The organism is Caldanaerobacter subterraneus subsp. tengcongensis MB4 (genome assembly GCF_000007085.1).
GTDB classification, from domain to species: domain Bacteria; phylum Bacillota; class Thermoanaerobacteria; order Thermoanaerobacterales; family Thermoanaerobacteraceae; genus Thermoanaerobacter; species Thermoanaerobacter subterraneus.
In genome coordinates this window covers 2309132-2333614 of the sequence record NC_003869.1, presented here as the reverse complement: position 1 = coordinate 2333614, position 24483 = coordinate 2309132, and the positions used below count along the sequence as shown (strand labels likewise).

The window sequence follows — 24483 nt, the reverse complement described above, 5'->3', positions numbered from 1 at the left end:
TTCCTACGAGGTGACGATTTTTGTTCTCTACTGGTAGCGGTATTAATGATAAAGAGGGGGCACTTCGAGTGTTACGGATGTGTGGGATATAGGAATAGGTAGATGTGAGTTACCTATTCTTTTTTTATATTTGTCTCTATTTTAAAATTTGAAAATATGCTTTTAGCCGTAACATCTTTAAAATAAAAAGCCTATAATATTTTTCACTTTAACTTATTAAATTATTGAATCAGCGCCACATTAGTATTATAATTTTGAAATATAAAAACATTATCCAAGAAAGGAGGTAACAATCTGAATAAAAGCATAAAAATTGCTGAACTTTTACAAGAAAATGGCAGGCTTACAGAACATCAAATTGCTTCAATTCTAGGGATTAGCGAAGAAGAAGTAAAAAGCACAATAAAAGAATTAGAAAACAAAAAAGTAATTTTAAAATACTCTGCCTTGATAGATTGGGAAAAAATAAATCGCGAAGTAGTGACTGCTCTCATAGATGTAAAAGCAACTCCGCAGCAGGAACTGGGGTTTAATGCTATAGCTCATAAAATATGCCAGTTTGAAGAAGTAAAATCCGTGTCATTAATCTCAGGTACATACGACCTTTCTGTAGAAGTAGAAGGGAAAACAATGAAGGAAATAGCATTATTTGTAGCTGAAAAATTGGTTCCGATCGATGGCGTCCTGAGTATCACAACTCATTTTATACTTAAAAGGTATAAAGAGGACGGCGTATTATATGAAGAGAATCAAGATGATAAAAGACTGGTGATAGCACCATGAATCCTAATAAATACATATCTGATGTAGTAAAGAAAATACCACCTTCTGGGATTAGGAAATTTTTTGACCTTGTTACCAACTCAAAGGATATAATATCACTGGGCGTAGGGGAACCGGATTTTGTAACTCCATGGGAAATAAGAAAAGAGGGGATTGAAACACTGTGCAGGGGAAATACCACATACACATCAAATTTAGGCTTGCTTGAACTGAGGATAGCCATCTCCTATTTTTTAAAGACACATTATGACTTAAACTACGACCCTGAAAAAGAAATTATGGTTACTATTGGTGCAAGTGAGGCTATTGATTTAGCACTTAGAGCTCTTTTAAATGATGGAGATGAGGTTTTAATTCCGGAACCCAGTTACGTTTCCTATGCTCCTTGCGTAATTCTCACAAGAGGTGTCCCAGTGTTTATACCTACAGACGAAAAAAACAATTTTATACTCACTCCTGATGATTTAAGATCCAAAATAACTTCAAAGACAAAAGCATTAATCTTACTCTATCCTAACAATCCTACAGGTGCAATCATGAAAAAAGAAGACCTGGAAGAGATTGTAGATGTAATAATTGAAAAAGACCTTATTGTAATTTCTGATGAAATATACAGCGAGCTGACTTATGAAGGAAAACACGTAAGCATAGCCTCTCTTCCAGGGATGAAAGAAAGGACAATCCTCATAAACGGTTTTTCAAAAGCTTTTGCCATGACTGGATGGAGGTTAGGGTACATTGCGGCAGAGCATGAATTTATAGAAGCGATGAACAAAATCCACCAATATACAACAATATGTGCTCCGATAACTGCCCAGTACGCAGCCATAAAGGGTATATACGAATGCGAAGAAGATATAATAAAAATGAGGGAAACCTACGACCAAAGAAGGCGGTTTATCGTAAATGGATTCCGCGAAATAGGTCTTGACTGTTTTGAACCCAAAGGAGCGTTTTACATTTTTCCTTCAATAAAAAAGACAGGCATGACTTCTGAAGAGTTCTGCGAAAAACTTTTAAAAGAAGAAAAAGTAGCAGTAGTACCCGGAAATGCCTTTGGTCCAAGTGGTGAAGGTTATGTTAGGGTCTCGTATGCGTATTCTATAGATAAAATAGCAAAGGCACTTGAAAGGATAAAACGCTTTGCTGAAAAAATATTATAAAAGAATGAGAAAGTGGGGCTAAATTATTATGAGCCCCATTTTTTAGCAAAGTTAATTTTCTTTATTCAATTTGTACTCTATTGAATCAACGAGAGCTTTCCAGCTAGCTTCGATAATGTCTGGAGAGACTCCAATAGTGCTCCAAGAATCCTTACCATCTGTGGACTCGATTATAACTCTTACTTTAGCAGCAGTTCCAGAACTTGAATCCAAAACTCTGACTTTATAATCTGTCAACCTTATCTATTTTATTTGTAAATAAAACCTTTCCAGTACTTTTCTTACAGCATTATCAAGAGCATATACTGGCCCATCTCCATCTGCAGCACCTATTTCTTCTACCCCATCCACTTCCACTTTTATCACTGCAAAAGAATTAACGCTATTCACAGAAGGCTCGTTTACTATAACTTTAAATTCTTTTAAATCAAAATCTGTATCAGCATTTAAAAGTGAAAACACATTGACATCCTCTTTAACATCCGTGTTTGCTCTTCTTGTACTTCCAAAATTAACTTGGCATTTTTGTTTCAATCCCTTTTAGGTAGGCTAAAAACGCTTATAATGAAGTGCAATATTTTGACAGAGAGAATTTGTTTCAATCCCTTTTAGGTAGGCTAAAAACCTCAATAATATCCTGATACCTATTCAACTCCTCATCGTTTCAATCCCTTTTAGGTAGGCTAAAAACCTAAAGGGGTCCCAATAAAAGGGATTGTTAAGGGATTGTTTCAATCCCTTTTAGGTAGGCTAAAAACACTACATAACAGGACTTCTACATTTCAAAGCAATGCCGTTTCAATCCCTTTTAGGTAGGCTAAAAACCCTGTCTAATTCTCTCAGCGCCTTGGAGGACATGCTCAGTTTCAATCCCTTTTAGGTAGGCTAAAAACAGTACCTGAATACGTTGCGGCATCATCGTAAGGTGCCTGTTTCAATCCCTTTTAGGTAGGCTAAAAACTTTTACATATCGCACAATCCTTTTTCTTTTCCCTGTTGCGTTTCAATCCCTTTTAGGTAGGCTAAAAACCTTTCACTAAAGCGATTATAGCCTGTTTTTGAGCCTCGTTTCAATCCCTTTTAGGTAGGCTAAAAACTTTGGGCCAACACCAGGTTTAGAGGGTCCGCTCAGTTGTTTCAATCCCTTTTAGGTAGGCTAAAAACACGGAAAAATGTGCATACTACCCCAGTTTAGTATATGGTTTCAATCCCTTTTAGGTAGGCTAAAAACCTGTTTTGCGCTTCTTTAAGTGTTTAGACAATGCTGGGTTTCAATCCCTTTTAGGTAGGCTAAAAACTTTTCGCTCTTTCTTCAGGTCTGAGCTGATAAAAAGGAGTTTCAATCCCTTTTAGGTAGGCTAAAAACTAGCTAATCCTTCTACATTTAGCTTGCCACTACCCTGTTTCAATCCCTTTTAGGTAGGCTAAAAACAGGAGTTGTTACAAAGCCTACACCTGCACTAATTGGGTTTCAATCCCTTTTAGGTAGGCTAAAAACTAGCTAATCCTTCTACATTTAGCTTGCCACTACCCTGTTTCAATCCCTTTTAGGTAGGCTAAAAACTTTTTGCACTATGCTCTTTGTTGTGACAATCTTGACAGTTTCAATCCCTTTTAGGTAGGCTAAAAACGATGCAACGTACTTGAAGCTACTTAACTCATTTGTGCGTTTCAATCCCTTTTAGGTAGGCTAAAAACCTAAATACCAAGCCGGAAAATACTTACTTACCAGCTCGTTTCAATCCCTTTTAGGTAGGCTAAAAACTTCTTTCTCTTCTTCGCTTCTTGGGTCTTCAGTTAAGTTTCAATCCCTTTTAGGTAGGCTAAAAACTTTGTGGCTTGCGTCCTGCAAAGAATTCCATTACAGGTTTCAATCCCTTTTAGGTAGGCTAAAAACCAATAGTTTACCTGTCCACAATCTCACGTTAGAACTGTGTTTCAATCCCTTTTAGGTAGGCTAAAAACCATGATGATGACAAGGTCTTCTCCTATGTTTTTATAGGTTTCAATCCCTTTTAGGTAGGCTAAAAACCATTTTGCCTCAGCCTCGCTGAAGGAACACTCTCAAGTTTCAATCCCTTTTAGGTAGACTAAAAACCTATACAGCGGGAAGGTGTTATTAGAATGAAAGGTTTGTTTCAATCCCTTTTAGGTAGGCTAAAAACGCTCAACTGGGCGGGCTTTTTGTTATAGGGACTATAGTTTCAATCCCTTTTAGGTAGGCTAAAAACGGTATTGGTACTTCGCCTATTCCATCTACATATACCAGTTTCAATCCCTTTTAGGTAGGCTAAAAACTTGGATAAGGGACGAATTAAACAACTGGCTAGTACGTTTCAATCCCTTTTAGGTAGGCTAAAAACACGGAAAATGAATTGTCTGAAGAGCAGTTTGAACGCTGTTTCAATCCCTTTTAGGTAGGCTAAAAACACTGCTATCTCTCCACTCTCTACATCGCTTTGTTGTCGTTTCAATCCCTTTTAGGTAGGCTAAAAACGACTCACGGCTGTAGACCGGAGTCACGTCCATGGATGTTTCAATCCCTTTTAGGTAGGCTAAAAACCGTCGTATCCTACCCGCTGTGCTTTTCTAATTAAGGGTTTCAATCCCTTTTAGGTAGGCTAAAAACCTGAGCTGCAAGATGCATTGCCGCAGAGGGTTGAGGGTTTCAATCCCTTTTAGGTAGGCTAAAAACACAGACTACAATAGCAGGTTATAAAAAGCTTATGAAGGTTTCAATCCCTTTTAGGTAGGCTAAAAACAATAGGTTTTTTCATACTTACCGCCTTCCTTTTTGGGCGTTTCAATCCCTTTTAGGTAGGCTAAAAACGACACTGTTGCCCTCACTGGCATGAATGGATTGCCGTGTTTCAATCCCTTTTAGGTAGGCTAAAAACTCGCCTTCGTAGTTGAAGTTGAACTCCGGCAGCTCAGTTTCAATCCCTTTTAGGTAGGCTAAAAACTCCTCTATGACCCCTTCTGGGTAGTAGTTCCACCAGGTTTCAATCCCTTTTAGGTAGGCTAAAAACTAGCCTACCGGTGGGTAATATATCAGCTAACGAAATGTTTCAATCCCTTTTAGGTAGGCTAAAAACGCTGAAATACTACTTCCGAACAGAGATGATGTATTAAAGTTTCAATCCCTTTTAGGTAGGCTAAAAACTAGGACATGCACAAGGTTACATAGTAGAGTGGAAAGTTGTTTCAATCCCTTTTAGGTAGGCTAAAAACAAGCAGCAACATTAAAACTGCCAATAAATCGCCAGTGTTTCAATCCCTTTTAGGTAGGCTAAAAACCAACATGGCGATAGGTAAGTTCGTGGCCGGTGAGGCGTTTCAATCCCTTTTAGGTAGGCTAAAAACCCGGTTTGATATACTGTGGGAAGTGCGGAGGCGCAAGTTTCAATCCCTTTTAGGTAGGCTAAAAACGGCCAAAGAAGGTGAGTGTATGAACCGAACAAAAATGTTTCAATCCCTTTTAGGTAGGCTAAAAACTATAGTGTTCGGATAAGGTGTTTATAATGTCTAGCCGTTTCAATCCCTTTTAGGTAGGCTAAAAACCATATAAAGATGACAGCCAGATTGTGTCGTGTAGCCTGTTTCAATCCCTTTTAGGTAGGCTAAAAACTTTCGATAAAGAATTTGATTTTTTAGGGAGCAGTAATATGTTTCAATCCCTTTTAGGTAGGCTAAAAACCCAGGGCGGGTATAAGTATAGCCAGTAAGTCATAAGGTTTCAATCCCTTTTAGGTAGGCTAAAAACCGCATCTTCTGTTCATTCACTTCGCCTCCTTTCAGTGGTTTCAATCCCTTTTAGGTAGGCTAAAAACTCCAAAACTCAAAGCTATGTCTAACTTGTCCATTTTGTTTCAATCCCTTTTAGGTAGGCTAAAAACTTGAAAAGACTTTTGGTTGCTGTAGATTTGTATGGAAGTTTCAATCCCTTTTAGGTAGGCTAAAAACTATAGCAATCAAGGTTTATGGGGGTCTCGGTTACCAAGTTTCAATCCCTTTTAGGTAGGCTAAAAACCTTACCAATAGCTGATTTAGAAAAAGAAGCTATAGAGTTTCAATCCCTTTTAGGTAGGCTAAAAACGGCGTAATACTTCTTGCCATAGAAGAAGCGGTTAAACAGTTTCAATCCCTTTTAGGTAGGCTAAAAACACTTTTGTGAGATTGTTTGCTATTTCATCTGAAAGTGTTTCAATCCCTTTTAGGTAGGCTAAAAACTGTGCAAAATCAAATGAACTGGAAAGAGCTTATTGCTGTTTCAATCCCTTTTAGGTAGGCTAAAAACCGTGAGGATTTTTGCTTGTCCGCATTCTTTTCCAGTGTTTCAATCCCTTTTAGGTAGGCTAAAAACTAGAAGATTACCGTAAGATTATCACTATAAAAAAATCGTTTCAATCCCTTTTAGGTAGGCTAAAAACTGACGGAGTCCCTTACTCAAACTTAAATCATGGGGCAGTTTCAATCCCTTTTAGGTAGGCTAAAAACGGAACAGGTTCGCAATTGCGAGCCTTTTGTTTTTAGGTTTCAATCCCTTTTAGGTAGGCTAAAAACGCTACATATGGTTTCTGATGTGTCGCCAAAGCCTTGGGTTTCAATCCCTTTTAGGTAGGCTAAAAACGCAATTTGCGTGACGTATAAGCTTACGGTTTTAGATGAGTTTCAATCCCTTTTAGGTAGGCTAAAAACTTTCTGAAACATATTCACAATTGCTTCTTTTGCCCAGGTTTCAATCCCTTTTAGGTAGGCTAAAAACAACCAAGAAATAAGTTTATTAACTTCTTTAGCTATATGTTTCAATCCCTTTTAGGTAGGCTAAAAACCGAGTTGAATATAACCTTTATATCCAATTTGAAACTGGTTTCAATCCCTTTTAGGTAGGCTAAAAACACGTTCAAGCCCTCATAAAAAGTGGATGAAAATTTTACTCTTAATAATGCCTTTGTCAAGTATCTTGGCTTTATTATATCACATTATTCGTTAAAATCAATTACCTTAATAAAACCAAAAAATAAAATTGTCGTCGTTCTCCAAGAATTTTTGCATTATTGGAGATCGACGACAAAAACTTTTTGCCTCTTTATAGGCCATGAAATATCCATAAAAACTACCTCAGCTTGCTTTCTTAAAATTTCTCTATCGAAACATGTAAAAACTTATAAAGATTTCATAATGTCATCTTTTTATATCACGCATCACTAGGATATAGAGCAAATTAATTTTACCCTTGTTGTTGATGTTACTATTAGTTAATCTTTTATTACTTTTGTTTTATCTACGCTTTACTAGGTTCTTCATAATACCAATATGGTAGACTTCGAAAAGTATTTGATGAAGAAATAGTTGATATATTGCTGTTTCCTCTGCTGCGGGCTGTGCAATTTTTTATTTGTGACTTAAAGGTATTGTCCTGCTCTTGCTTACTGCTACCTTTTGGCTACCACGGTAGTTTATTTATTTGTTTTGTATATCGTTATTCCTAATTTTTTCTTGTTTCTTTATAATGTTGACCACGGTTGTTCTTACTTCTACTACAGGATACTACCGCATATTCGAAATTTACTGACTACCTGTTCCTCTATGTGTCCAGGTATGCTAAAAAGCGACACCTCTTTTGCAGAGTTTTTGGAATAGTTAAAAGTTCTTTTTTATTGTATAGAATTTTAACGAAACTTTACAGTACAATTTTCTTAACTCTATACAATGCTCGGCTTTAAATTTTTTAAACAGATTTTAATAGAAAGTTCACTTTAGACTGCTTCTCCTATGAACAAGCAGAGTATTAATCTCTCACAATTACAAAAATTCCATCATATCTTCCTCACACAGACCTTTTCTACGAAAAAATCAGGAAATTTCTTAACTACAAAAGCGTCTCCTCTTTTAAGCCTCTTTATTTCATCGGGATGAACAATAAAGCTTTTCTCTTCTTTAACTGTTCCCATCCCAGTAGGGGAAATCTCATTAACCTGCATGGTAATGGTTATGTCATCTTTTGTTCCTATGAGCGACGATAAAAGCTCAGCTGATACCGGTACATCCTGCCTGTGTAAATTCTCTGCTATTCATCCTTAAGCCCTCGCTTAAATATTTGTGCAAAGTTTTTTCAGCCTCCTGTATGAAGCTTTTACACCTACTTTAAACTTTTTGGAAACCTGGTTAACTGTTACATACTTCATTCTGTTTATCCAGTACAAAATCCTCAAATCCCTTTCAGTAAGCTGCATAAAACCACCTCCTGAAAAATAAAGATAGAGTATGGAGCTTATCCTAGAGAACGATCTCTTTTTTAATGGAAGTTCTATTCCTACAAGCCCTGAAATGGTTTATTCGATTTTAGAGAAGTACAGAAGAGAATGGAGAAAAACAAAAAGCAGCAGACCAGCTATACAGCGCAGAGAATCTATCTTCTTTCAGGGCTTATAGAGTGCGGTGTGTGTGTGGTTTGTCCATGGTTGGTACCCTCAGTAAAGGTCAATATACATACTACCGCTGCAACAATAAAAGCAAAAAGAAGGCTTGTGACAACAAAGACGTAAACAAAGAGATGATAGAGCAGTACGTCATAGATGAACTTCTTCAAAGAGTCTTTTCTGAAGATGCATTACCAAAGCTTGTTGAAAGATTAAATGAGGAAAATAAAAAACTTATCTCGGAAAGAGACGAAGAAAAGAAAAAGCTCTCAAGGCGGTATGAAGAAATCAAAAAAAGCATAAGTTCAATTGTAGATGTAATAGCAAAAGGCTACTTCCATTCCAGCCTCTATGAAAAATTAACAGAATTAGAGCAACAGAAAGCAGAAATAGAAGTGAGAATAAAAGAAATGAACAGCTTGCCCGACACTTCCTCTATAACAGAAGAAAAAATAATACAGTACCTTTTAAAAGACAAAGAAGTGTTGGAAGCGGGTGACCCTCACAAAATTAAGCAAATTTTACCAACATATATCAATAAAATAATCGTCTACCGTGATAGAATTGAAGCACATTTCAGGCTTTCGGTAGACGATACAGTTTGCGCATAGATGGTAGCGGCGAGTGGATTCGAACCACCGACACTGCGGGTATGAACCGCATGCTCTAGCCACCTGAGCTACGCCGCCATGTTTGGTTGCGGGGGTGGGATTTGAACCCACGACCTCCGGGTTATGAGCCCGACGAGCTACCGGACTGCTCCACCCCGCGACAGTGGTGCCGGAGACCGGACTTGAACCGGTACGGGCTTATTCAGCCCCCAGGATTTTAAGTCCTGTGCGTCTGCCAGTTCCGCCACTCCGGCGGAATCCCTTTGGACAGTATTAATTATATTATATAAGCTTTTTTAAGTCAATAGTTATTTTCTCCAAGATAGTGTCAAGATACTGTAGGATTTTTTTAAGACAACCCCTGAAACTTAGTTAATTTCAGCCTTCAACTTATCATGCTTTTTTATATAACTTGTGCATATTTTAATGCTCTTAAAACCCTATATATTGGCGTTACTTTCCCTATATTCAAAACTGTAATATTGTTTATCTTTTCATTTGTAGACGTTTTAACTCTCCTTACCGCTTCTTTTATTTGCTTCTTCGTTAATTTGTAACTTCCTGCATTTATATTCTTTTTCTTGCCCCATTCTACTTCTCTTAAGTCTCCTCCATTCTTGCTAAATACCCTTAATTTCGCCATTAGTTTTAATCCTTCTCTGCTCCACCCTAATGGATTCCTGCTTAGTCTTGCTGAAAATACATGGCTTATATGTCCTTCTGCACTGCACCCTATTACATCTTCGTCTTCGTTGTATATTTTTATCCCTTCCCAATTGTTTAGTATGTATTTCTTTGCTTCTTTTATCTTCTCTTTCTCTCTCTCTTCCTCTGCTGCCTTTATTAACTCATCAAATACCTTCTTTACTCTTTCTTTATCCCCTTCATTTATTGCTCTCCATATCTTATCCCTATACTTTGGCTCTTTTGATGTAGCTTTTAATACGTATTTGTTTAAATGATATCTGTCTAGTACAAACCTTGATTTTAATATCCATTTTAATCCCTCTTTTATCCACGGTGCCCCATCTCCTGCTATGTATATCTTCTCTATCTTCTCTTCTTTGTAATTGTCTTCTATGTAATTTGCTACATCTATCCATATGTCTTCAGGTTTCTCTCCTACATATGCTTTGTAATAGACATTCTTCAGTACGTTCCTTCCGTTTTTCTCTTCTCTACCTTCATGTATGTATACTAATCGTGGAGTTTCATCTCTCCCGTCCTGTAAAGGTACATGGTCCTCGTCTGCCTCTATGTATAAAACCCTTACTTCTTTCTTTTCTTTTATTTCTCTCTTTACTTCTACTTCCCCTATTTCCCTTATTGCATTTAATACCGTCTGTTTACTTAACTCCTCTGGACATGCTTTTTTACTACTTCTCTCATATGATTCTTCTATTGCGTTTTCTACTAACTTTATCTTTACTCCCTTTTCTATCCTATCGTGCCGTCCTATCTCTAATGCATCATCCACCAAATATGTATATCTCCCATCCTCTTTAGATTTGTAATATGTCCTCTCATATTCAATATCCCCAAGGACTGTCGTTAATCTCTTTTTATCTTTCCTCTCTACTACCCATTTTTCTTTCCTTCTCTTGTCTTCTTTTATTATCCTATCTAACTCTTCAATAATTGCTTCTATTGCCCCTCTACCTAGTTTGTCCGTGAGTTCCTTTATCCTTGCTACAAGCTCTGTAATATTCATTCCTTTGTTTAACAAATCACCAAAAATTTCTACTACTTCCTCAGTGAAATTTAGAGCATTTTGTAGTATAATATCCTCAAAGATATGTTTTTTCACAAGAGACACCCCTTTCTGTGATGTTTTGTTTCCAAGTTCTATTTTATCACAGGGGTTGTCTCTTGTTTTTTTCACTCAAAAAATCCTACGATAATTTTACACTATGTTTCTCCAAAGCTCCTGTTTGTTATGAATAAAGGCATGAGTTTGCTTCTGCCTTTGAATTAAGTGAGACAGGAGTTTATAATTATTATAGAAAAATCTATGTGGTCACAAGAAATTTTTCACTTTTTTCTCTACACTCAAACAGAACTAGTGTCAGTAAATTATTTAGTGTAATATGGAGGGATAAACGTGTGTGATGAAAATTCTAAATATTGTATAGTAGATCGGTTTGAAGAGGAATGGGCAGTAATAGAGTATAAAAATAAAACCTTTAATTTTCCAAAAGTTCTTCTTCCATTAAACGTAAAGGAAGGAGATGTAATTAAATTTGAAGTTATGGTAGATGAAGAAGAGACAAAAAGAAAGAAGGAAAGGATTGAAAAGCTTGCAGATGAGCTTTTTACAGAGGAGGAATAGTAGCACATGTTTAGACTAAAGGTAGCAGCACTTTTTACAGTAATGCTTTTAATATTTACTTTTTCAGGATGTACGTCTTTTCCACACAGTGAGTTTTCAAATGCTCAGAAATCTTATGACTCAATTACCGACAATTGCCAATTGCCAGCAATTTCAAGTGAAGATTTATCCTCCAAACTGGTTGTCAGTTTCATAGATGTGGGGCAGGGAGACAGCATATTTATAAAAACCCCTTCTGACAAGACAATGCTAATAGATGCTGGTACTCCTGAGATGGGGGAAAGGGTGGTTAATTATATAAAAAAGCAGGGCGTAAGGAAGATAGATGTATTGGTGGGCACGCACCCTCACACTGACCACATAGGGGGGCTTCCGGAAGTAATTCAAAATTTTGATATAGGTAAATTTTATATGCCAAAAGTAACTACGACTACTAGCGCATTTGAGAATGTATTAAAAGCGGCAAAAGCAAAAAAATTGCCAATATACGTGGCAAAGGCAGGGGTAACACTTTATTTAGGAACGGAAATAGAGGCTAAAATGCTTGCTCCAAACAGCTCTTACTATGAAGATTTAAATAACTACAGTGCAGTTATAAAAATAACTTATGGGGATACTGCATTTCTATTTACGGGTGATGCAGAAAAAGAATCGGAAAGAGAAATGCTTAACGAAAACTATAATTTAAAGGCGGACGTACTAAAAGTAGGGCATCATGGAAGTTCTTCATCTTCTTCATGGAGTTTTCTGAAAGAAGTGAGGCCCAAATATGCAGTTATCTCTTGCGGGAAAAATAATGAATACGGCCATCCCCACGGAGAGACTCTGGAAAAATTAAGTGAGTTGGGGATAACCGTATACAGGACAGATGAATGTGGCACAATTGTGGCAGTAAGTGATGGAAAGACAGTATCTTTTTTTAGAATCAAATAGGGTATAGCGTAAAATAGTTTATAAAATATTAATAGGATTTAGCCTATTTCTATGGAAGGATTGCTCGAGTCAAGGAAAAATGCTGATGTTTTGGTGCCAAAAAATTTTTCAAAATATTCAGCTATTTCATCTCTTGCTTTTAAAACAGCATCTTTATTGCAATCTGTAAAGCCATCTATAGGGATGAAAATATCGGTGCTTTCCTCAGTTATTTTTCCAATTTCTGATTGGCGCCAGATCCACCTGCGAGTTTTTATCATTTTTTCGTCAGCATATACCAGTTCCCCTTTTTCTACATATTCGGGCTCAGTTTGGCCAAAGGGCACAAAAGGTTCTCCTCCTTTTGTAAAACCCACTTTAAGATTTCCCTCTGCCTTTTTAAGGTCATGGGCTCCAATTGGAAGAGTGTATTTTAAGGACATGGCATTCACGAGATTTACTACATTGTTAATAGCAGGGATTTGCCCGTTTTTTAGGACACGTGTTGTTAAAGCTTCTACAGAACAAGGGAATTTATTAGGATTCATTCCTAACTTCTTAAAAGCCTCTCTATAACAAAGAATATCTGGGTGTTCTTTTATATTAGCACCTGAAAATTTTTCTATCGTAAGTTTAATACTTTCGTCAAGTAATGCAAGGATTTCATCATTTGTTCCATGATTGTCTACTCCCTTTGCTACAATTACGCCAAAACAAACATTAGGCAAAACCTTAAATACTTCCTCCTCAATTATGAATTTCACTTTTTATTCTCTCCTTTACAAATTAGCACTTAGTGTAGCAAGAAATACATTGTTTTTATCTTCTTTATTTCTCATTTGTTTTTTACCTCGTTGTGAGAGATAAGATTTGCTTTATTGCTTTAATGTGAATATACGACATAGAATGAAATAATCCTTCTTGTGTAAAAAATAAAAATGTGAATATCCCACATAAAAACTAATCTGTTATTTTGGGGAGGTATTAAATTAAAAGGGAACTGCGTGATCCATCAAAGAGGCAGTTCCCCTCTAATTAGGCCTTTTATTTTTTCTAAAATAATTTCTTGCGAATTACTCAGATTTTGTATATTTTCTTTCAATTTCTTATAAGCTTCTTTTAGTAAATCCCTTTCTTCAGTCATTTGGTTATTTTCTAAGTAAGAAACATATTTGTTAAAAAATTCATCAGAGATTAGTTTTTCAATTTCTACAGTTTCGTCAATTTCTTCAATCTTGTGTGGGAACTCAGCTACGTACCTTAAAATATTAGAAGAAAAGAGATTTTTGAATACTTTAAAATTTTCCGCGTTTGGAGGCAAAGTTAGTAGCTCACCTGTAATTTCAAAGCTCTTTTTTAATTCATCATTTTCAGTTTGCTGGGCTTTGGTGTACAAACTGTCAATAATACTTATTAAAGATTTTTCAAAAACAACCGGTTCGGCTAATATTTCATCTAAAGTATCAACTAAAAAATTAACAACTAAACTAAAAGGTAAGTTTTTTGTGGTGAATATTGAGAGCGTTTTTGATAAAAATTTAAGGTAAAACAAATATACAGTGAAAAAGGGCAGATCCAAAGGTTCTTTGATAATTTTATTCCAATTCTCCTCGATTAAATCACTCATTTTGGCAGTTATATACTCGTTGAAAGAAATATATTGAGAAGCTATTTCAAAGAATTTTTCCTTTCTTTTTTCCTCGTTATCTATTTTAGCAATTTCTTCAAAAGCTTTAGATATTTCCAGCATTGTAGCACCTACAATTACCCTCAAAAATGAATGATATTCATCTGTAATGGAAAGGCTTATTAAATGGAACAAATTTTTTAATTCTTCGTCGGTAAAGTCATAGTTTTGCAAAGCATATGAAATTTCTAAAAGATAGTTTTCTATTATGTATTGGTCGTGAAGCTCCAGCATTAAATTGTCTATTTTTTCTTCTTCATTTTCATTAAAAGTAAATTCAACAAACAACCTGCCGGGTATTCTCAAGTATTTTAACCTTTTGTCTTCAAATATAAAGTTTGTCATCTGCTGGAAAAAAGTTATTACGTCATCTTCAGAGTAATCTTCTTCTTCCATCCATGCTTCATCTACTAACTTCAATAATTTTTCCCCATTGAAGTATTTTTCATTTTTGTTTAATTTAATACCGTACAAGATGCTCAAAATTTTTATAAATTCTTTGCCTTCGCGGGAAATTACTGCATCTTTTCCAAGATAATTTGAAAGTTTTACTTCAAGTTCTTCAACTCTTGACATACAACATTTTTTATATTTTTTCCCGCTTCCGCATATGCATTCGTCATTTCTTCCAATATTAAATATTTTCATTTTCAGCCCCTCTCCAAATTGATAGATTAAATCACTAATTTATCTGTTTTTATTTTAACTTATGTAGCTCCAAAAGTCCAATCATTTTCTGTTAGAAGTTTAACTTAATTTTTATAACTGGATTACATGAGCAACAATATTTTAAAACTATATGTCAAAGTGAAAAAAATAAGGACAATAGGATATGAAATTCTCTACTCCTTATATAAGGAAATGCGTTTGAGCGATTTTGCTTTTAGAGAAACTTCTAAGGCTTTTCTGGCTATATAAAGACTTGTACTTACTTCATGCTGGGGATTTTCAATGGCTTTTAGAAGGTCTTGGAAAGCTTTTTGGACAAGTTCAGAGAAAACTTCATTTTTTTCTCTTTTTAATTTGTATTCTTTAGTGATAACTTGTCCTTCTTCAATTTTTTCGAGCTTAAAAGAAAGTGGGAGCCATCCCTCAAAGGTTATATATCCCTTTTCAAAAGCGATTCCTCCAAAATTTTTTTCAAGTAATCCAGGTTTGTCAAAACAGTGATAGAATTCTCCATAAGCATCTATTTGGGGAAAGTACACAATGCTCATGTCTTCATAAGGGTCATGGCCAAAAGTGGCTACAGGCTCTGGAGTGTCCTCTAAAAGCCAGGAGAACAAATCGTAAAAATGTCCCCCGTGTTCTACAAGTACTCCTCCGCTTTTTTCTTCTTTCCAGAACCAGTGGTCAGGGCCCAGGCCTTCACTGCTGGCAAAATTGTAAAACCATACTTTTTTAACCTTGCCCATATCGGGATTTTCTTTTATGCAGTTTTTCAATTTATAGTAAAGTTGATGATAGCGCATTATATAGTCTACTACGGCTTTTACGCCTGCCTTTTCTACTTCTGAGATTATTTCGTCAGCTTGCTTAAGACTTAAAGCTAGAGGTTTTTCTATAAATAAATGCTTTTTATTTTTAGCTGCTGCTACGGCAATGCTGTGGTGAGAATCAGGTGGAGTTAAGACAAGGACCACGTTCACCTGCGGGTCCGATACGAGTGTCTGCCAGTCGGTGGTCCAGTTGGGGATGTTCATACTTTGAGCAAAATTTTTTAGTTTTTCGGTATTTACACCCGATACCCCGTATATTTCTATATTTGGTATTTTTGATATGGACCTTAGTACAAAGCTTCCGAAAGCCCCATAGCCTACAGCAGCTACTTTGACCATATGTATCCCTCCAATTCAAAATGATATAATTATCTTTAGAAATTAAACTTGGTGAGGGATGTAAATGGAAACAATAATAAAGCCTGATATAGTGATAATAAAAGGGAATTTTTATGGCTTAAGTTCAGGAATCTTAGGAGGTTTTGGAGAAGTAGATTTTGTATTTAATCATACAATTCCTGAGAAGGTGCTGGACGAATTTGATAAATTGAATCCAAAAGAGTATGTCAAAAAAGTTGCGCAAGATAATGGGATAGAAGGAAAGTACTTTGGACTTATAACGGCTGTCTCTATGGAAAGATTGAGAGTTGTTAAGAGAAATGAAGTTACAGCATTTATAACTGCTGGTATTAAAAACCATAACCAGAAAATAAACGCAGGAACCATCAATATTATACTACACTTAGAAGCGAATTTGCAAGACAGTGCCCTTATAAATGCTATAATCACAGCTACAGAGGCAAAGAGTATGGCGCTTCTCGAATTAGGGTATGACTTTACTGGGACAAGCACTGATGCAGTGGTAGTAGTTAGGGATAGAAATTGCAGTAAATTTTATGAATACGCAGGTCCAGAGAGTACTCTTGGCAAGTTCATATGGGAAGCGGTAAAAGAAGGAGTGAAAAGAAGTCTAAAAGATTAAAAGCGGGGGAACCCCGCTTAAAATTTTGAGGAAAAGGCTAGGTGGAATTTTTTCAGTATTATTTCAGTAAAAAGGCATAGAGAGGAACTTGAATAGCTTGTGTTACAATTCTTGGGGGAACGGTTATTTTCATTGGCAGATGAAAGAGCATTTGAATGAAATAGGGCGTGAGTATAATAGAAGAGATGGTCTGCCCTAAGCCTATCGCTATAACAAGCTGCCAGAAAGTGGGGATTTGCGCCTTAAAAGGCTTTAAAAACAATGGAGGAAGAATTCCTACAAGGGCAGCGGTAAAAGTGAAATGGGGCATGTAAGGGCCCATTGGGTTTATAAAATAGCCAATGATATCTCCCAATGCTCCTACAATACCTCCGGCATAGGGGCCAAATGCTATTCCTGAAAAAATTACAGGAAAAGCTCCAAAGCCTATCCTTATTCCTTCCACACCTCCAATCGCTATCCTTATGCTGGCTATTCGCGTGAGCACAATGTTTAGCGCTACTAGCAAGGCAAGAAATGCAATTTCTCTTGTAGTAAATTTTTTCATAAAAAACCTCCCCTTTAATGCCCCATCCTCTGTCACTTAACGCGGGACACCTATTCTGCCAGAATTTGATTTACATGAGATAATTATAGCATAAAAATCAAATTTTACTTTGGGGAAATGCACAAAATTTTACACTATTTTTTCTCTTGATTGTATAAAGTTTTGTTAAGTTTTCATAGACAATTTTACAGAATGAAGTAAAAATTATCCATAAAACTTGTAAATTTTTCTTGCATAGTATATCATAGAATAAAAGAGAAAAATTGAAGGTGGTGGAGAATTTGTTAATAGCTGTAGATCCGGGGCATGGAGGGAAAGACCCTGGGGCTGTTGTAGATGGCTACAAAGAGAAAGACATAAATTTAAATGTGGCTTTAAAACTCAGGGATATTCTTACTAAAAACGGCATAGATGTTATAATGACAAGGGATAAGGATAAAACAGTAGACCTTCAACAAAGATGCGATATAGCAAACAAAGCTCATGCGAACTATTTCATCTCCATTCACTGCAATAGCTTTCAAGATCCTTCAGCAAGTGGTACAGAGACTTATGCTTACCCTGGTAGTGTAGATGGGAGAAACTTGGCTCAATATGTCCAAAATGAAATAGTAAAAATGCTTGGGACAAAAGACAGAGGGGTAAAGTATGAAAAATTTTATGTATTAAAGTACACTGACATGCCAGCTATCCTAGTAGAACTTGCCTTTATGTCAAACCCTCATGACCTAAAATTGCTTTTAGAAAAAGATGAACTTTTTGCAGAAGCTATATCAAGAGGGCTTGAGAATTTCCTAAAAACGACATTTACAGGAGAAGAAATGGCTATACAAAAATTAAAGATGAAAGGAATTATTGATAAAATTCATGACACGAAAAGTTATGTCACATGGGGCGAGTTTGCTTCTGTAATAATAAAAGTATTGGAGGGAATGAAATGAAAGAATTGATAATGACTATTTTAACAGCAGGAATACAGCTTCTTGTAATGGTCGTGTTAGGTTATCTTATTGACTATTTGAGCACAAAAATAGGAATGGAAAAATTAAAAAGGTATTATGAAATAGCGAAGGCTTTTGTGCAGGCTGTTGAACAGCAAGTAGGTTCAGGCAATGGTCCTATTAAGAAAGAACAGGTTTTTAAACTTTTGAAAAAAGTCATTGGGAATAAGCTTACTGATGAAGAGATAGATAAATTAATAGAAGCTGCAGTCTTTGAAATGAATTACGTTTTAAAGCTAAAAGGTCTTCAGAAAGAGCTTCAAAAAAGTGAGTAAAGTGGGCACCCTTTGAAGGGGTGCTATTTTTTTAGTAGCTGGTACTAATTTAATTGCAAGTTTAAGATAAACAACTTTCACCAATGTAAAAGATTACAGAGGAAATGTACGAATATTACAGACACATGTGTAGAGATAACCTTTTATTTATGGATATTTTGCAAAATTAAATTTTGAAATTGCAATTTTGACAAAAATATTGTATAATACTCTTATACTTAATGCTGTGAGGTGGTATAAGTGGGGATTACAGTCACAAAGGCGGAGGAAGCGGTTGATTATTTTCTAAATAGAGTAAATTTGCCACAAGAAGTCAGAGAGATAATAGAAAAAGCTTCATCGATTACAATTCCAGAGAGTCGAAATCACCTCTTAGAGATTTCTATGGGGGGAAAAGAAGACTGGTTCGAAATAGTATATGAAGTCCCTGGGAAGGGGAGAGTATTAGAAGGTACAGTTGCCAAATGCAAAAATGGTTTGGCTGTCAACTTTCCGGAACCTTACATGAGAAGAAGAGAACCTGATTGTCTTGTTGTAGCGGATGAAGGAGAGACAGATAAGCCGCGCTTTAAAGATAGGTATGGCTATGATTTTGATACATTGCGCAAAGAGACTTTTGAGTGGTTAAAAGGCCAAAAATTAATTGTCATGCCTTTTATGTCCGGTGGTGAAGAACTGGGCTATCCTTCCCTTTTAATTGCTCCAGAAAATGCAGGTTTTTTTGCTACAGCTTTAGCTGATATACAGGGTTTTATTCCAGCAAATGAAATTCCTGAGGGTTTTACACCGAGAGCCATAGTATATTTAGCTCCTCCTTTTAGACATACTCATTTTAACGGAAAACAGGTCGTTGTGCACAACCGATTGAAAAATTTACACGAACTTTTTTCATATAATTTGTACCTTGGTCCGAGCGCTAAGAAGGGAATATACGGAGTGCTTCTCACAATTGGAGAAAAAGAGGGTTGGATTACTGCCCATGCTTCAGCTGTAAGGGTGATTACTCCTTATGATAATATACTGACTATAATGCATGAAGGAGCAAGTGGCGGCGGAAAAAGTGAAATGTTAGAGCAAATTCACAGAGAACCGGATGGGCGCATAAAGGTGGCAAAAAATATCGTTACAGGGGAAGAGATTTATGTGGATTTAAAAGAGGCTTGCGAGCTACAGCCAATTACAGACGATATGGCTTTGTGTCATCCAGCCCTACAGCAGGGAAAAAAACTAGTTATAAAGGACGCAGAAAAGGGTTGGTTTATACGAGTAGATCATATAAATGAGTATGGAACAGATCCCCATTTTGAAAAATTATGCATATATCCGCCAGAGCCTTTGATTTTCTTGAATATTGACGGCGTTCCTAAATCTACCTGCCTCATATGGGAACATATTATGGACGCTCCTGGCAAGCCCTGTCCTAACCCCAGGGTTATAATGCCGAGGAGATTTATGCCTAATGTAGTTGACGAGCCTGTAGAAGTAGACATAAGAAGCTTTGGTGTTAGAACTCCTCCTACTTCCAGAGAGAAACCTTCTTACGGCATAATAGGAATGGTTCACCTGCTTCCGCCTGCGCTTGCCTGGCTGTGGAGACTGGTTGCGCCGAGAGGCCATGCAAACCCGAGCATTGTTGGTGCAGAAGGATTGGAGAGTGAAGGGGTAGGGTCTTACTGGCCCTTTGCTACGGGAAAGATGGTTACTCACGCAAATCTTTTGTTAGAACAGATTATAAACACTCCTGGCACAAGGTATATTCTCGTTCCAAACCAATATATAGGGGTGTGGAAAGTAGGGTTTATGCCCGAATGGATAGCTCGTGAATATCTTGCAAGAAGAGGAAGTGTAAGATTTAGACCAGACCAAATTACGCCGGCGAGAAGTAGCCTTTTAGGATATGCCCTAAACACCCTTAAAATAAATGGAAACTTTATACCGAAGGAATTACTGCAAGTGAACAGACAGCCCGAAGTCGGGGATGAGGGGTATGATAAAGGAGCACAGATTTTAAATGAATTTTTTAAGAGAGAATTAAAGAAATTCTTAGTTCCAGAGCTTAATCCTCTCGGCAGAAAAATCATAGAGACCTGTTTGGAGGATGGAACTTTAGAGGATTATATAAAACTTTTGGGAGATTATAGATAATTAAAAGAGCCTGTACTAAGTTGTATGGGCTCTTTTTGTTGTATTGGTAGGACATACATTTCTCATAAAAAAATTTTTCTTTTTTTATATTTTAAAAGAAGGAATTTTTCATTTTACGTCGAATATAATTTAATAGAAAACAAAGCAAAAAGAAATTTAAAAACAAAGAGGGATGCAGATGGATATAATACAAAAATTAGAAAACGGCTTAATAGTCTCATGTCAAGCTTTAGAAGGTGAACCTCTCCATAGTCCATTTATCATGGCGAAGATGGCTAAAGCTGCGGAGATTGGAGGGGCAGTAGCAATTAGAGCAAATGGTTATGAGGATATTGTTGCAATAAAGAAAGAGGTAAGTATTCCAGTAATAGGGCTTATAAAGAAAAGATACGAAGGATATGCCCCTTATATAACTCCAACAATGGAAGAAGTGGATAAAGTTATAGAAGCAGGAGCAGATATTGTTGCAATTGATGCTACTAAAGCTTATAAGCCGGGTGGTTTAACAACGGGAGAGTTTTTAAAAAGGATAAAGGAGAAATATCCAAAAATATTGGTTATGGCAGATATTTCAACATACGAGGAAGGTATAGAGGCGGAAAAGCTGGGTTTTGATCTAATCTCCACTACATTATCAGGTTATACAGAATATAGTCCGGAATTGGAAGGCCCAGATTATGAGTTAATAGAAAGATTGGCGAGAAAGGTAAATGTCCCAATAATAGCAGAAGGTAGAATATGGACTCCGGAGGAAGCTGTAAAAGCCTTAGAAAAAGGAGCGTATGCAGTTGTTGTAGGTACTGCTATTACCCGTCCTCATGAGATCACAAGAAGGTTTGTGACTTTCATTAAGGAGAGGAGATATTCAAATGTCAGAGCAAAATAATGGCAATGTAATATTAAAAATACAAAGTATATATAACTCTCTCACAAATGCGGAGAAAAAAGTGGCAGATTATGTGCTGGAAAATGCTGAAAGCGTTATATACCTTTCGATTACAGAATTGGCTGAAAAATGTGGTACAGGGGAAACAACTATTGTAAGGTTTTGCAGACGTATAGGACTTTCGGGCTTTCAGGAATTCAAGTTAAACCTTGCCAAAGAAATTGCCGAGCCAGAGACAAGCATACATGAAAACATTTCATTTAATGATCCTCTTGATGTATTAGTACAGAAAATAACTACAGAAAATACCTTGGCTATTTCTAATACAGTCAAACTGCTTTCAATGAGCGAACTGGAAAAAGCAGTTGATGCAATAATTAATGCCAGAAAAATTCAGTTTTATGGTGTAGGAGCATCTGGCTATACAGCATTAGATGCTAAATACAAATTTATGAGGCTTGGATTAAACGTAGATGCCAATCTAGATGCACATATTCAGGCTATTTCTGCGGTAAGTCTTACAGATAAAGATGTAGCTGTAGGCATATCTTTTTCAGGGAGCACGAAAGATACAGTTGAGACTTGTAGATTGGCAAAAGAAGCTGGTGCCAGGGTGATCGCTATAACGAATTATGCTAGATCTCCAATTACTTCCGTTGCAGATATTGTCTTACTTACTTCTGCAAAAGAAACCCCGTTGCGAAGTGGTGCTTTAACCTCAAAAATAGCACAGCTTCATATTCTAGATATTTTGTATACTGCAGTGGCAGTAAAGCTTAAGGACAAAGCCGTACAGGAGCTTAATAAGACTGCAAAAGCTGTTTTAGAAAAATTGTACTAGGTGATTGTATATGAAAGTAATAGGTGTTGATATAGGTGGTACAAAAATACTTGGGGGCTTGATTGACGAAAGAGGAAACTTATTGGAAGAGACTTTAGTGTATACCAAAGCACATCTGGGAAGAGAGAAAATTCTTGAAAATCTCTTTATCGCTATAGATAAACTAATTGACAAAGATGTGAAAGGGATAGGGATAGGTTCTGCAGGTAGGATAAACTTTAAAGAGGGGATTGTAGAGTATGCGACAGATAATTTACCAGGTTGGACAGGATGCAATTTAAAGCAGCTATTGGAGGATAGGTATAAAATTCCAGTAATAGCAGATAATGATGTAAATGCTGCAGTAATTGGGGAGATATGGCAAGGAGCAGGTCGAGGGTATAAAGATATAGTGATGATAGCGATAGGTACAGGTGTTGGAGGCGCTATTGTTTATAATGGGGAGGTGATAAGAGGGGGGAGCTGGAGTGCTGGCGAGATCGGACACATGATTTTATACCCTAAGGGTAGGCAATGTAACTGTGGCCAGAGAGGTTGTCTGGAGCAGTACGTTTCTGGGACAGCTATAGCCAGGACATACAGTGAAGTTTCAAAGGAAAAGAAGATTGCAGGAGCTGAAGAGGTATTTTTACTGGCCGAAAAAGGCGATAAGATGGCTCTAGAAATTGTAAACGATTTTGTAAATTCTCTTTCAATAGCAATTTTGAGTTTAAAAAACCTCTTAGATCCTGAAATATTCATAATAGGGGGAGGGGTGATAGGAGCAAAGAGGGTATGGTGGGATAAATTAAAGAAGACTCTAGAAAACAGGGCAAGTATAACACCCGCACAGCTAGAAAATAAAGCCACAATGGTGGGTGCTGCGAAATTGATAATTGACTATCTCAGCAAAAATAATTAATAAAAGGAGGTTTTTAGAAAATGGCAAAAAGAATCTCAAAATTAGTTTCCATCTTTATATCTGTTATGTTGATTTTCACATTGATAAGTGGATGTAGTAAACCTCAAACAGAACCATCTGCTCAAAAGCAGGGAGAAAAAGTAACTATCACTATCTGGCATTACTTGAATGACAGAGATAAACTTATGAAAGAATTTGCTCAAGAGTATGAAAAGAAGACAGGAGTTCATGTGGATTTTCAATTATATAGTGGTGACCAAATGGGCTCAAAGATTCAAGCAGCAGCTCAAGCAAAGACTTTGCCAGATGCATGGACTGGAGTTGGACTTAAGCCCGCTCTTTCCAAATTGATAGAAGGAGGATATGTGGCAAAGGTAAATGATTTAATTCCTAATTTTGGCAATTGGCGCAATAAATTTCCTCAAAATGTACTGGATCAGATAAGCTTTACTCAAGGTGATGGATTTAATGTGCCGCCGGGGACCTATGGAATACCATTGGATGTAAACAATATGCAGTTTTTATATAACAAAGAATTGTTTAAAAAAGCTGGACTTGATCCCGATAATCCCCCCAAAACATGGAACGAATTTTTGGAATATGGGAAAAAATTAAAAGAAGCGGGTATTACGCCATTTGCTACAGGTATTGGTACTTGGGTAGGATTTTCACTACTTGAACCCTATGAATGGGCATATTTAGGACCTGATAAATTAAAAGAAGCTAGGGCTGGCCAGATTACATTTAAAGAAGCTGGTTTTGAGAAAGTTCTCAATTTACTTGTGGAAATGAGAGATGCAAAAATGTTTGCAGAAGGAGTAGCGACAATGGATTTGCCAACGGCTGAGCAAATGTTTGTCAATGGTCAAATAGCCATGATATTTGATGGTTCTTGGGCAATTGGGGTATTTAATTCGATGAATCCCAACTTTAAAGATTATGGAGTATTTTTCCCACCAAAAGACGATAGAGCATCTTATCCCGCATTGATACCGGGTGGTATAGGAGCTTATTTTGTGGTAAATAAAGATTCTAAACACTTAAAAGAAACCGTAGATTTTTTGGTTTGGTTAACAGAAAAAGATCAGCAAATTAAATACGCTAATGAAAGCTTTAATTTACCAGCTAACAAAGATGCAATAGATCCTAACAAATTATTGCCACAAACAGCTGCCTTTGCAAAAGAGATGGATAAAGTTAATCCGGGTATGCCACCTATAAAAAATCCAAGGGCTGAAGAAGTATTAGGCAAAGGCATACAAATGATAGTAATGGGGCAAAAGACACCTCCTGAGGTTGTAAAAGAAATGGATGAAGCAAATAAATAAAAAATGCCAAGGTATAACCTCATAGGGTGGTTATGCCTTGGCTTTGAAGTGAGGTAATAGAATATGAGAAAAAGCCATGTTCTATCGCGACTGAGCAATATGCTTTTTGTGCTACCTGCAGTAGCATTTTTCATCACTTTTAGTATATACCCACTTTATAAAACTTTTCAA

General features: G+C 36.6%; 20 protein-coding genes, 3 tRNA genes, 1 pseudogene and 1 CRISPR repeat array. Of the genes and pseudogenes, 13 read left to right on the top strand and 11 right to left on the bottom strand.

What is annotated here, in order from left to right; all coding sequences use genetic code 11:
- Positions 1-294: 294 nt before the first annotated feature.
- The gene (locus tag TTE_RS11675) at positions 295-783 is read left to right on the top strand and encodes an Lrp/AsnC family transcriptional regulator (RefSeq protein WP_041587226.1); all 489 of its coding nucleotides are present in this window, start codon (positions 295-297) and stop codon (positions 781-783) included.
- On the top strand, positions 780-1946 hold the full coding sequence (locus TTE_RS11670) for an aminotransferase class I/II-fold pyridoxal phosphate-dependent enzyme (protein WP_011026464.1): 1167 nt from the start codon (positions 780-782) through the stop codon (positions 1944-1946). The genes TTE_RS11675 and TTE_RS11670 overlap by 4 nt, the downstream gene beginning before the upstream one ends.
- Before the next feature lie 51 nt (positions 1947-1997).
- On the opposite strand, the pseudogene TTE_RS13590 reads toward TTE_RS11670, so the two are convergent.
- The 3 genes and pseudogenes from TTE_RS13590 to TTE_RS13965 form a co-directional block, all read right to left on the bottom strand.
- Positions 1998-2384: pseudogene (locus tag TTE_RS13590) on the bottom strand (alpha-isopropylmalate synthase regulatory domain-containing protein); the annotation flags it as partial.
- An 89-nt stretch (positions 2385-2473) separates the two neighbouring features.
- Positions 2474-6845: a CRISPR direct-repeat array (repeat unit 30 nt; unit sequence GTTTCAATCCCTTTTAGGTAGGCTAAAAAC).
- Positions 6846-7765: 920 nt separating this feature from the next.
- Positions 7766-7900, bottom strand: a complete 135-nt coding sequence (locus TTE_RS14510; RefSeq protein WP_259082483.1) for a hypothetical protein — start codon at positions 7898-7900, stop codon at positions 7766-7768.
- A 138-nt stretch (positions 7901-8038) separates the two neighbouring features.
- Entirely contained in the window at positions 8039-8182 is a 144-nt protein-coding gene (locus tag TTE_RS13965) for a hypothetical protein (protein WP_157858523.1), read from the bottom strand.
- 200 nt (positions 8183-8382) lie between these two features.
- Here TTE_RS13965 and TTE_RS11655 point away from each other — a divergent pair, with 200 nt between their 5' ends.
- Entirely contained in the window at positions 8383-8979 is a 597-nt protein-coding gene (locus TTE_RS11655) for a recombinase zinc beta ribbon domain-containing protein (protein ID WP_226990137.1), read from the top strand.
- Position 8980: 1 nt separating this feature from the next.
- Here TTE_RS11655 and TTE_RS11650 read toward each other — a convergent pair.
- From TTE_RS11650 to TTE_RS11635, 4 genes are all read right to left on the bottom strand, one after another.
- Positions 8981-9057: transfer RNA gene (locus TTE_RS11650), tRNA-Met, on the bottom strand.
- Between the two features lie 5 nt (positions 9058-9062).
- Positions 9063-9139 (bottom strand) — tRNA-Met (locus tag TTE_RS11645).
- A 4-nt stretch (positions 9140-9143) separates the two neighbouring features.
- Positions 9144-9233, bottom strand: a tRNA-Leu gene (locus TTE_RS11640).
- A 149-nt stretch (positions 9234-9382) separates the two neighbouring features.
- Positions 9383-10786 (bottom strand): ISLre2 family transposase, encoded by a 1404-nt coding sequence (locus tag TTE_RS11635; RefSeq protein ID WP_011025025.1) that lies wholly within the window; start codon positions 10784-10786, stop codon positions 9383-9385.
- A 294-nt stretch (positions 10787-11080) separates the two neighbouring features.
- On the opposite strand from TTE_RS11635, the gene TTE_RS11630 reads away from it, so the two are divergent.
- Both TTE_RS11630 and TTE_RS11625 read left to right on the top strand, forming a co-directional pair.
- The gene (locus TTE_RS11630; protein ID WP_011026459.1) at positions 11081-11308 is read left to right on the top strand and encodes a DUF3006 domain-containing protein; all 228 of its coding nucleotides are present in this window, start codon (positions 11081-11083) and stop codon (positions 11306-11308) included.
- A gap of 6 nt (positions 11309-11314) precedes the next feature.
- Positions 11315-12241 carry a ComEC/Rec2 family competence protein gene (locus TTE_RS11625; protein WP_011026458.1) on the top strand — a complete coding sequence of 309 codons (927 nt, stop codon included), beginning with the start codon at positions 11315-11317 and terminating at the stop codon, positions 12239-12241.
- A gap of 38 nt (positions 12242-12279) precedes the next feature.
- Here the strand turns inward: TTE_RS11625 and TTE_RS11620 are convergent, their stop codons facing one another.
- From TTE_RS11620 to TTE_RS11610, 3 genes are all read right to left on the bottom strand, one after another.
- Positions 12280-12984, bottom strand: a complete 705-nt coding sequence (locus tag TTE_RS11620; protein ID WP_011026457.1) for a B3/B4 domain-containing protein — start codon at positions 12982-12984, stop codon at positions 12280-12282.
- 248 nt (positions 12985-13232) lie between these two features.
- Entirely contained in the window at positions 13233-14555 is a 1323-nt protein-coding gene (locus TTE_RS11615) for a YecA family protein (protein WP_011026456.1), read from the bottom strand.
- A gap of 194 nt (positions 14556-14749) precedes the next feature.
- A complete protein-coding gene (locus TTE_RS11610) occupies positions 14750-15745 on the bottom strand; it encodes a Gfo/Idh/MocA family protein (protein ID WP_011026455.1) in 996 nt (331 codons plus the stop codon).
- Between the two features lie 64 nt (positions 15746-15809).
- On the opposite strand from TTE_RS11610, the gene TTE_RS11605 reads away from it, so the two are divergent.
- Complete coding sequence (locus tag TTE_RS11605) at positions 15810-16388, top strand: adenosylcobinamide amidohydrolase (RefSeq protein ID WP_011026454.1); 579 nt, start codon at positions 15810-15812, stop codon at positions 16386-16388.
- Positions 16389-16446: 58 nt separating this feature from the next.
- Here TTE_RS11605 and TTE_RS11600 read toward each other — a convergent pair whose 3' ends face one another.
- A complete protein-coding gene (locus tag TTE_RS11600; protein WP_011026453.1) occupies positions 16447-16935 on the bottom strand; it encodes a folate family ECF transporter S component in 489 nt (162 codons plus the stop codon).
- A gap of 281 nt (positions 16936-17216) precedes the next feature.
- Between TTE_RS11600 and TTE_RS11595 the strand changes: the two genes are divergently transcribed.
- From TTE_RS11595 to TTE_RS11565, 7 genes are all read left to right on the top strand, one after another.
- Entirely contained in the window at positions 17217-17876 is a 660-nt protein-coding gene (locus tag TTE_RS11595) for an N-acetylmuramoyl-L-alanine amidase family protein (RefSeq protein ID WP_011026452.1), read from the top strand.
- Complete coding sequence (locus TTE_RS11590) at positions 17873-18211, top strand: phage holin (RefSeq protein ID WP_011026451.1); 339 nt, start codon at positions 17873-17875, stop codon at positions 18209-18211. Before TTE_RS11595 ends, TTE_RS11590 begins: the two co-directional genes overlap by 4 nt.
- Positions 18212-18511: 300 nt before the next feature.
- On the top strand, positions 18512-20356 hold the full coding sequence (locus TTE_RS11585; RefSeq protein WP_050724096.1) for a DUF4914 family protein: 1845 nt from the start codon (positions 18512-18514) through the stop codon (positions 20354-20356).
- Between the two features lie 172 nt (positions 20357-20528).
- Complete coding sequence (locus tag TTE_RS11580; RefSeq protein ID WP_041587223.1) at positions 20529-21242, top strand: N-acetylmannosamine-6-phosphate 2-epimerase; 714 nt, start codon at positions 20529-20531, stop codon at positions 21240-21242.
- A complete protein-coding gene (locus tag TTE_RS11575; RefSeq protein ID WP_011026447.1) occupies positions 21226-22083 on the top strand; it encodes a MurR/RpiR family transcriptional regulator in 858 nt (285 codons plus the stop codon). The genes TTE_RS11580 and TTE_RS11575 overlap by 17 nt, the downstream gene beginning before the upstream one ends.
- A gap of 10 nt (positions 22084-22093) precedes the next feature.
- Entirely contained in the window at positions 22094-22984 is an 891-nt protein-coding gene (locus tag TTE_RS11570; protein WP_011026446.1) for an ROK family protein, read from the top strand.
- A 20-nt stretch (positions 22985-23004) separates the two neighbouring features.
- Positions 23005-24312: an ABC transporter substrate-binding protein gene (locus tag TTE_RS11565; RefSeq protein WP_011026445.1), complete on the top strand. Its 1308-nt coding sequence runs from the start codon at positions 23005-23007 to the stop codon at positions 24310-24312.
- The last annotated feature ends 171 nt before the right edge of the window (positions 24313-24483 follow it).

Bases quoted from the DNA above. Each gene is read 5' to 3' on its own strand.
- TTE_RS11610 (WP_011026455.1), bottom strand. From the start codon at position 15,745: ATGGTCAAAGTAGCTGCTGTAGGCTATGGGGCTTTCGGAAGCTTTGTA.
- TTE_RS11580 (WP_041587223.1), top strand. From the start codon at position 20,529: ATGCAGATGGATATAATACAAAAATTAGAAAACGGCTTAATAGTCTCA.
- TTE_RS11625 (WP_011026458.1), top strand. From the start codon at position 11,315: ATGTTTAGACTAAAGGTAGCAGCACTTTTTACAGTAATGCTTTTAATA.
- TTE_RS11575 (WP_011026447.1), top strand. From the start codon at position 21,226: ATGTCAGAGCAAAATAATGGCAATGTAATATTAAAAATACAAAGTATA.
- TTE_RS11605 (WP_011026454.1), top strand. From the start codon at position 15,810: ATGGAAACAATAATAAAGCCTGATATAGTGATAATAAAAGGGAATTTT.
- TTE_RS11615 (WP_011026456.1), bottom strand. From the start codon at position 14,555: ATGAAAATATTTAATATTGGAAGAAATGACGAATGCATATGCGGAAGC.
- TTE_RS11670 (WP_011026464.1), top strand. From the start codon at position 780: ATGAATCCTAATAAATACATATCTGATGTAGTAAAGAAAATACCACCT.
- TTE_RS11600 (WP_011026453.1), bottom strand. From the start codon at position 16,935: ATGAAAAAATTTACTACAAGAGAAATTGCATTTCTTGCCTTGCTAGTA.
- TTE_RS11565 (WP_011026445.1), top strand. From the start codon at position 23,005: ATGGCAAAAAGAATCTCAAAATTAGTTTCCATCTTTATATCTGTTATG.
- TTE_RS13965 (WP_157858523.1), bottom strand. From the start codon at position 8,182: ATGCAGCTTACTGAAAGGGATTTGAGGATTTTGTACTGGATAAACAGA.
- TTE_RS14510 (WP_259082483.1), bottom strand. From the start codon at position 7,900: ATGGGAACAGTTAAAGAAGAGAAAAGCTTTATTGTTCATCCCGATGAA.
- TTE_RS11570 (WP_011026446.1), top strand. From the start codon at position 22,094: ATGAAAGTAATAGGTGTTGATATAGGTGGTACAAAAATACTTGGGGGC.
- TTE_RS11590 (WP_011026451.1), top strand. From the start codon at position 17,873: ATGAAAGAATTGATAATGACTATTTTAACAGCAGGAATACAGCTTCTT.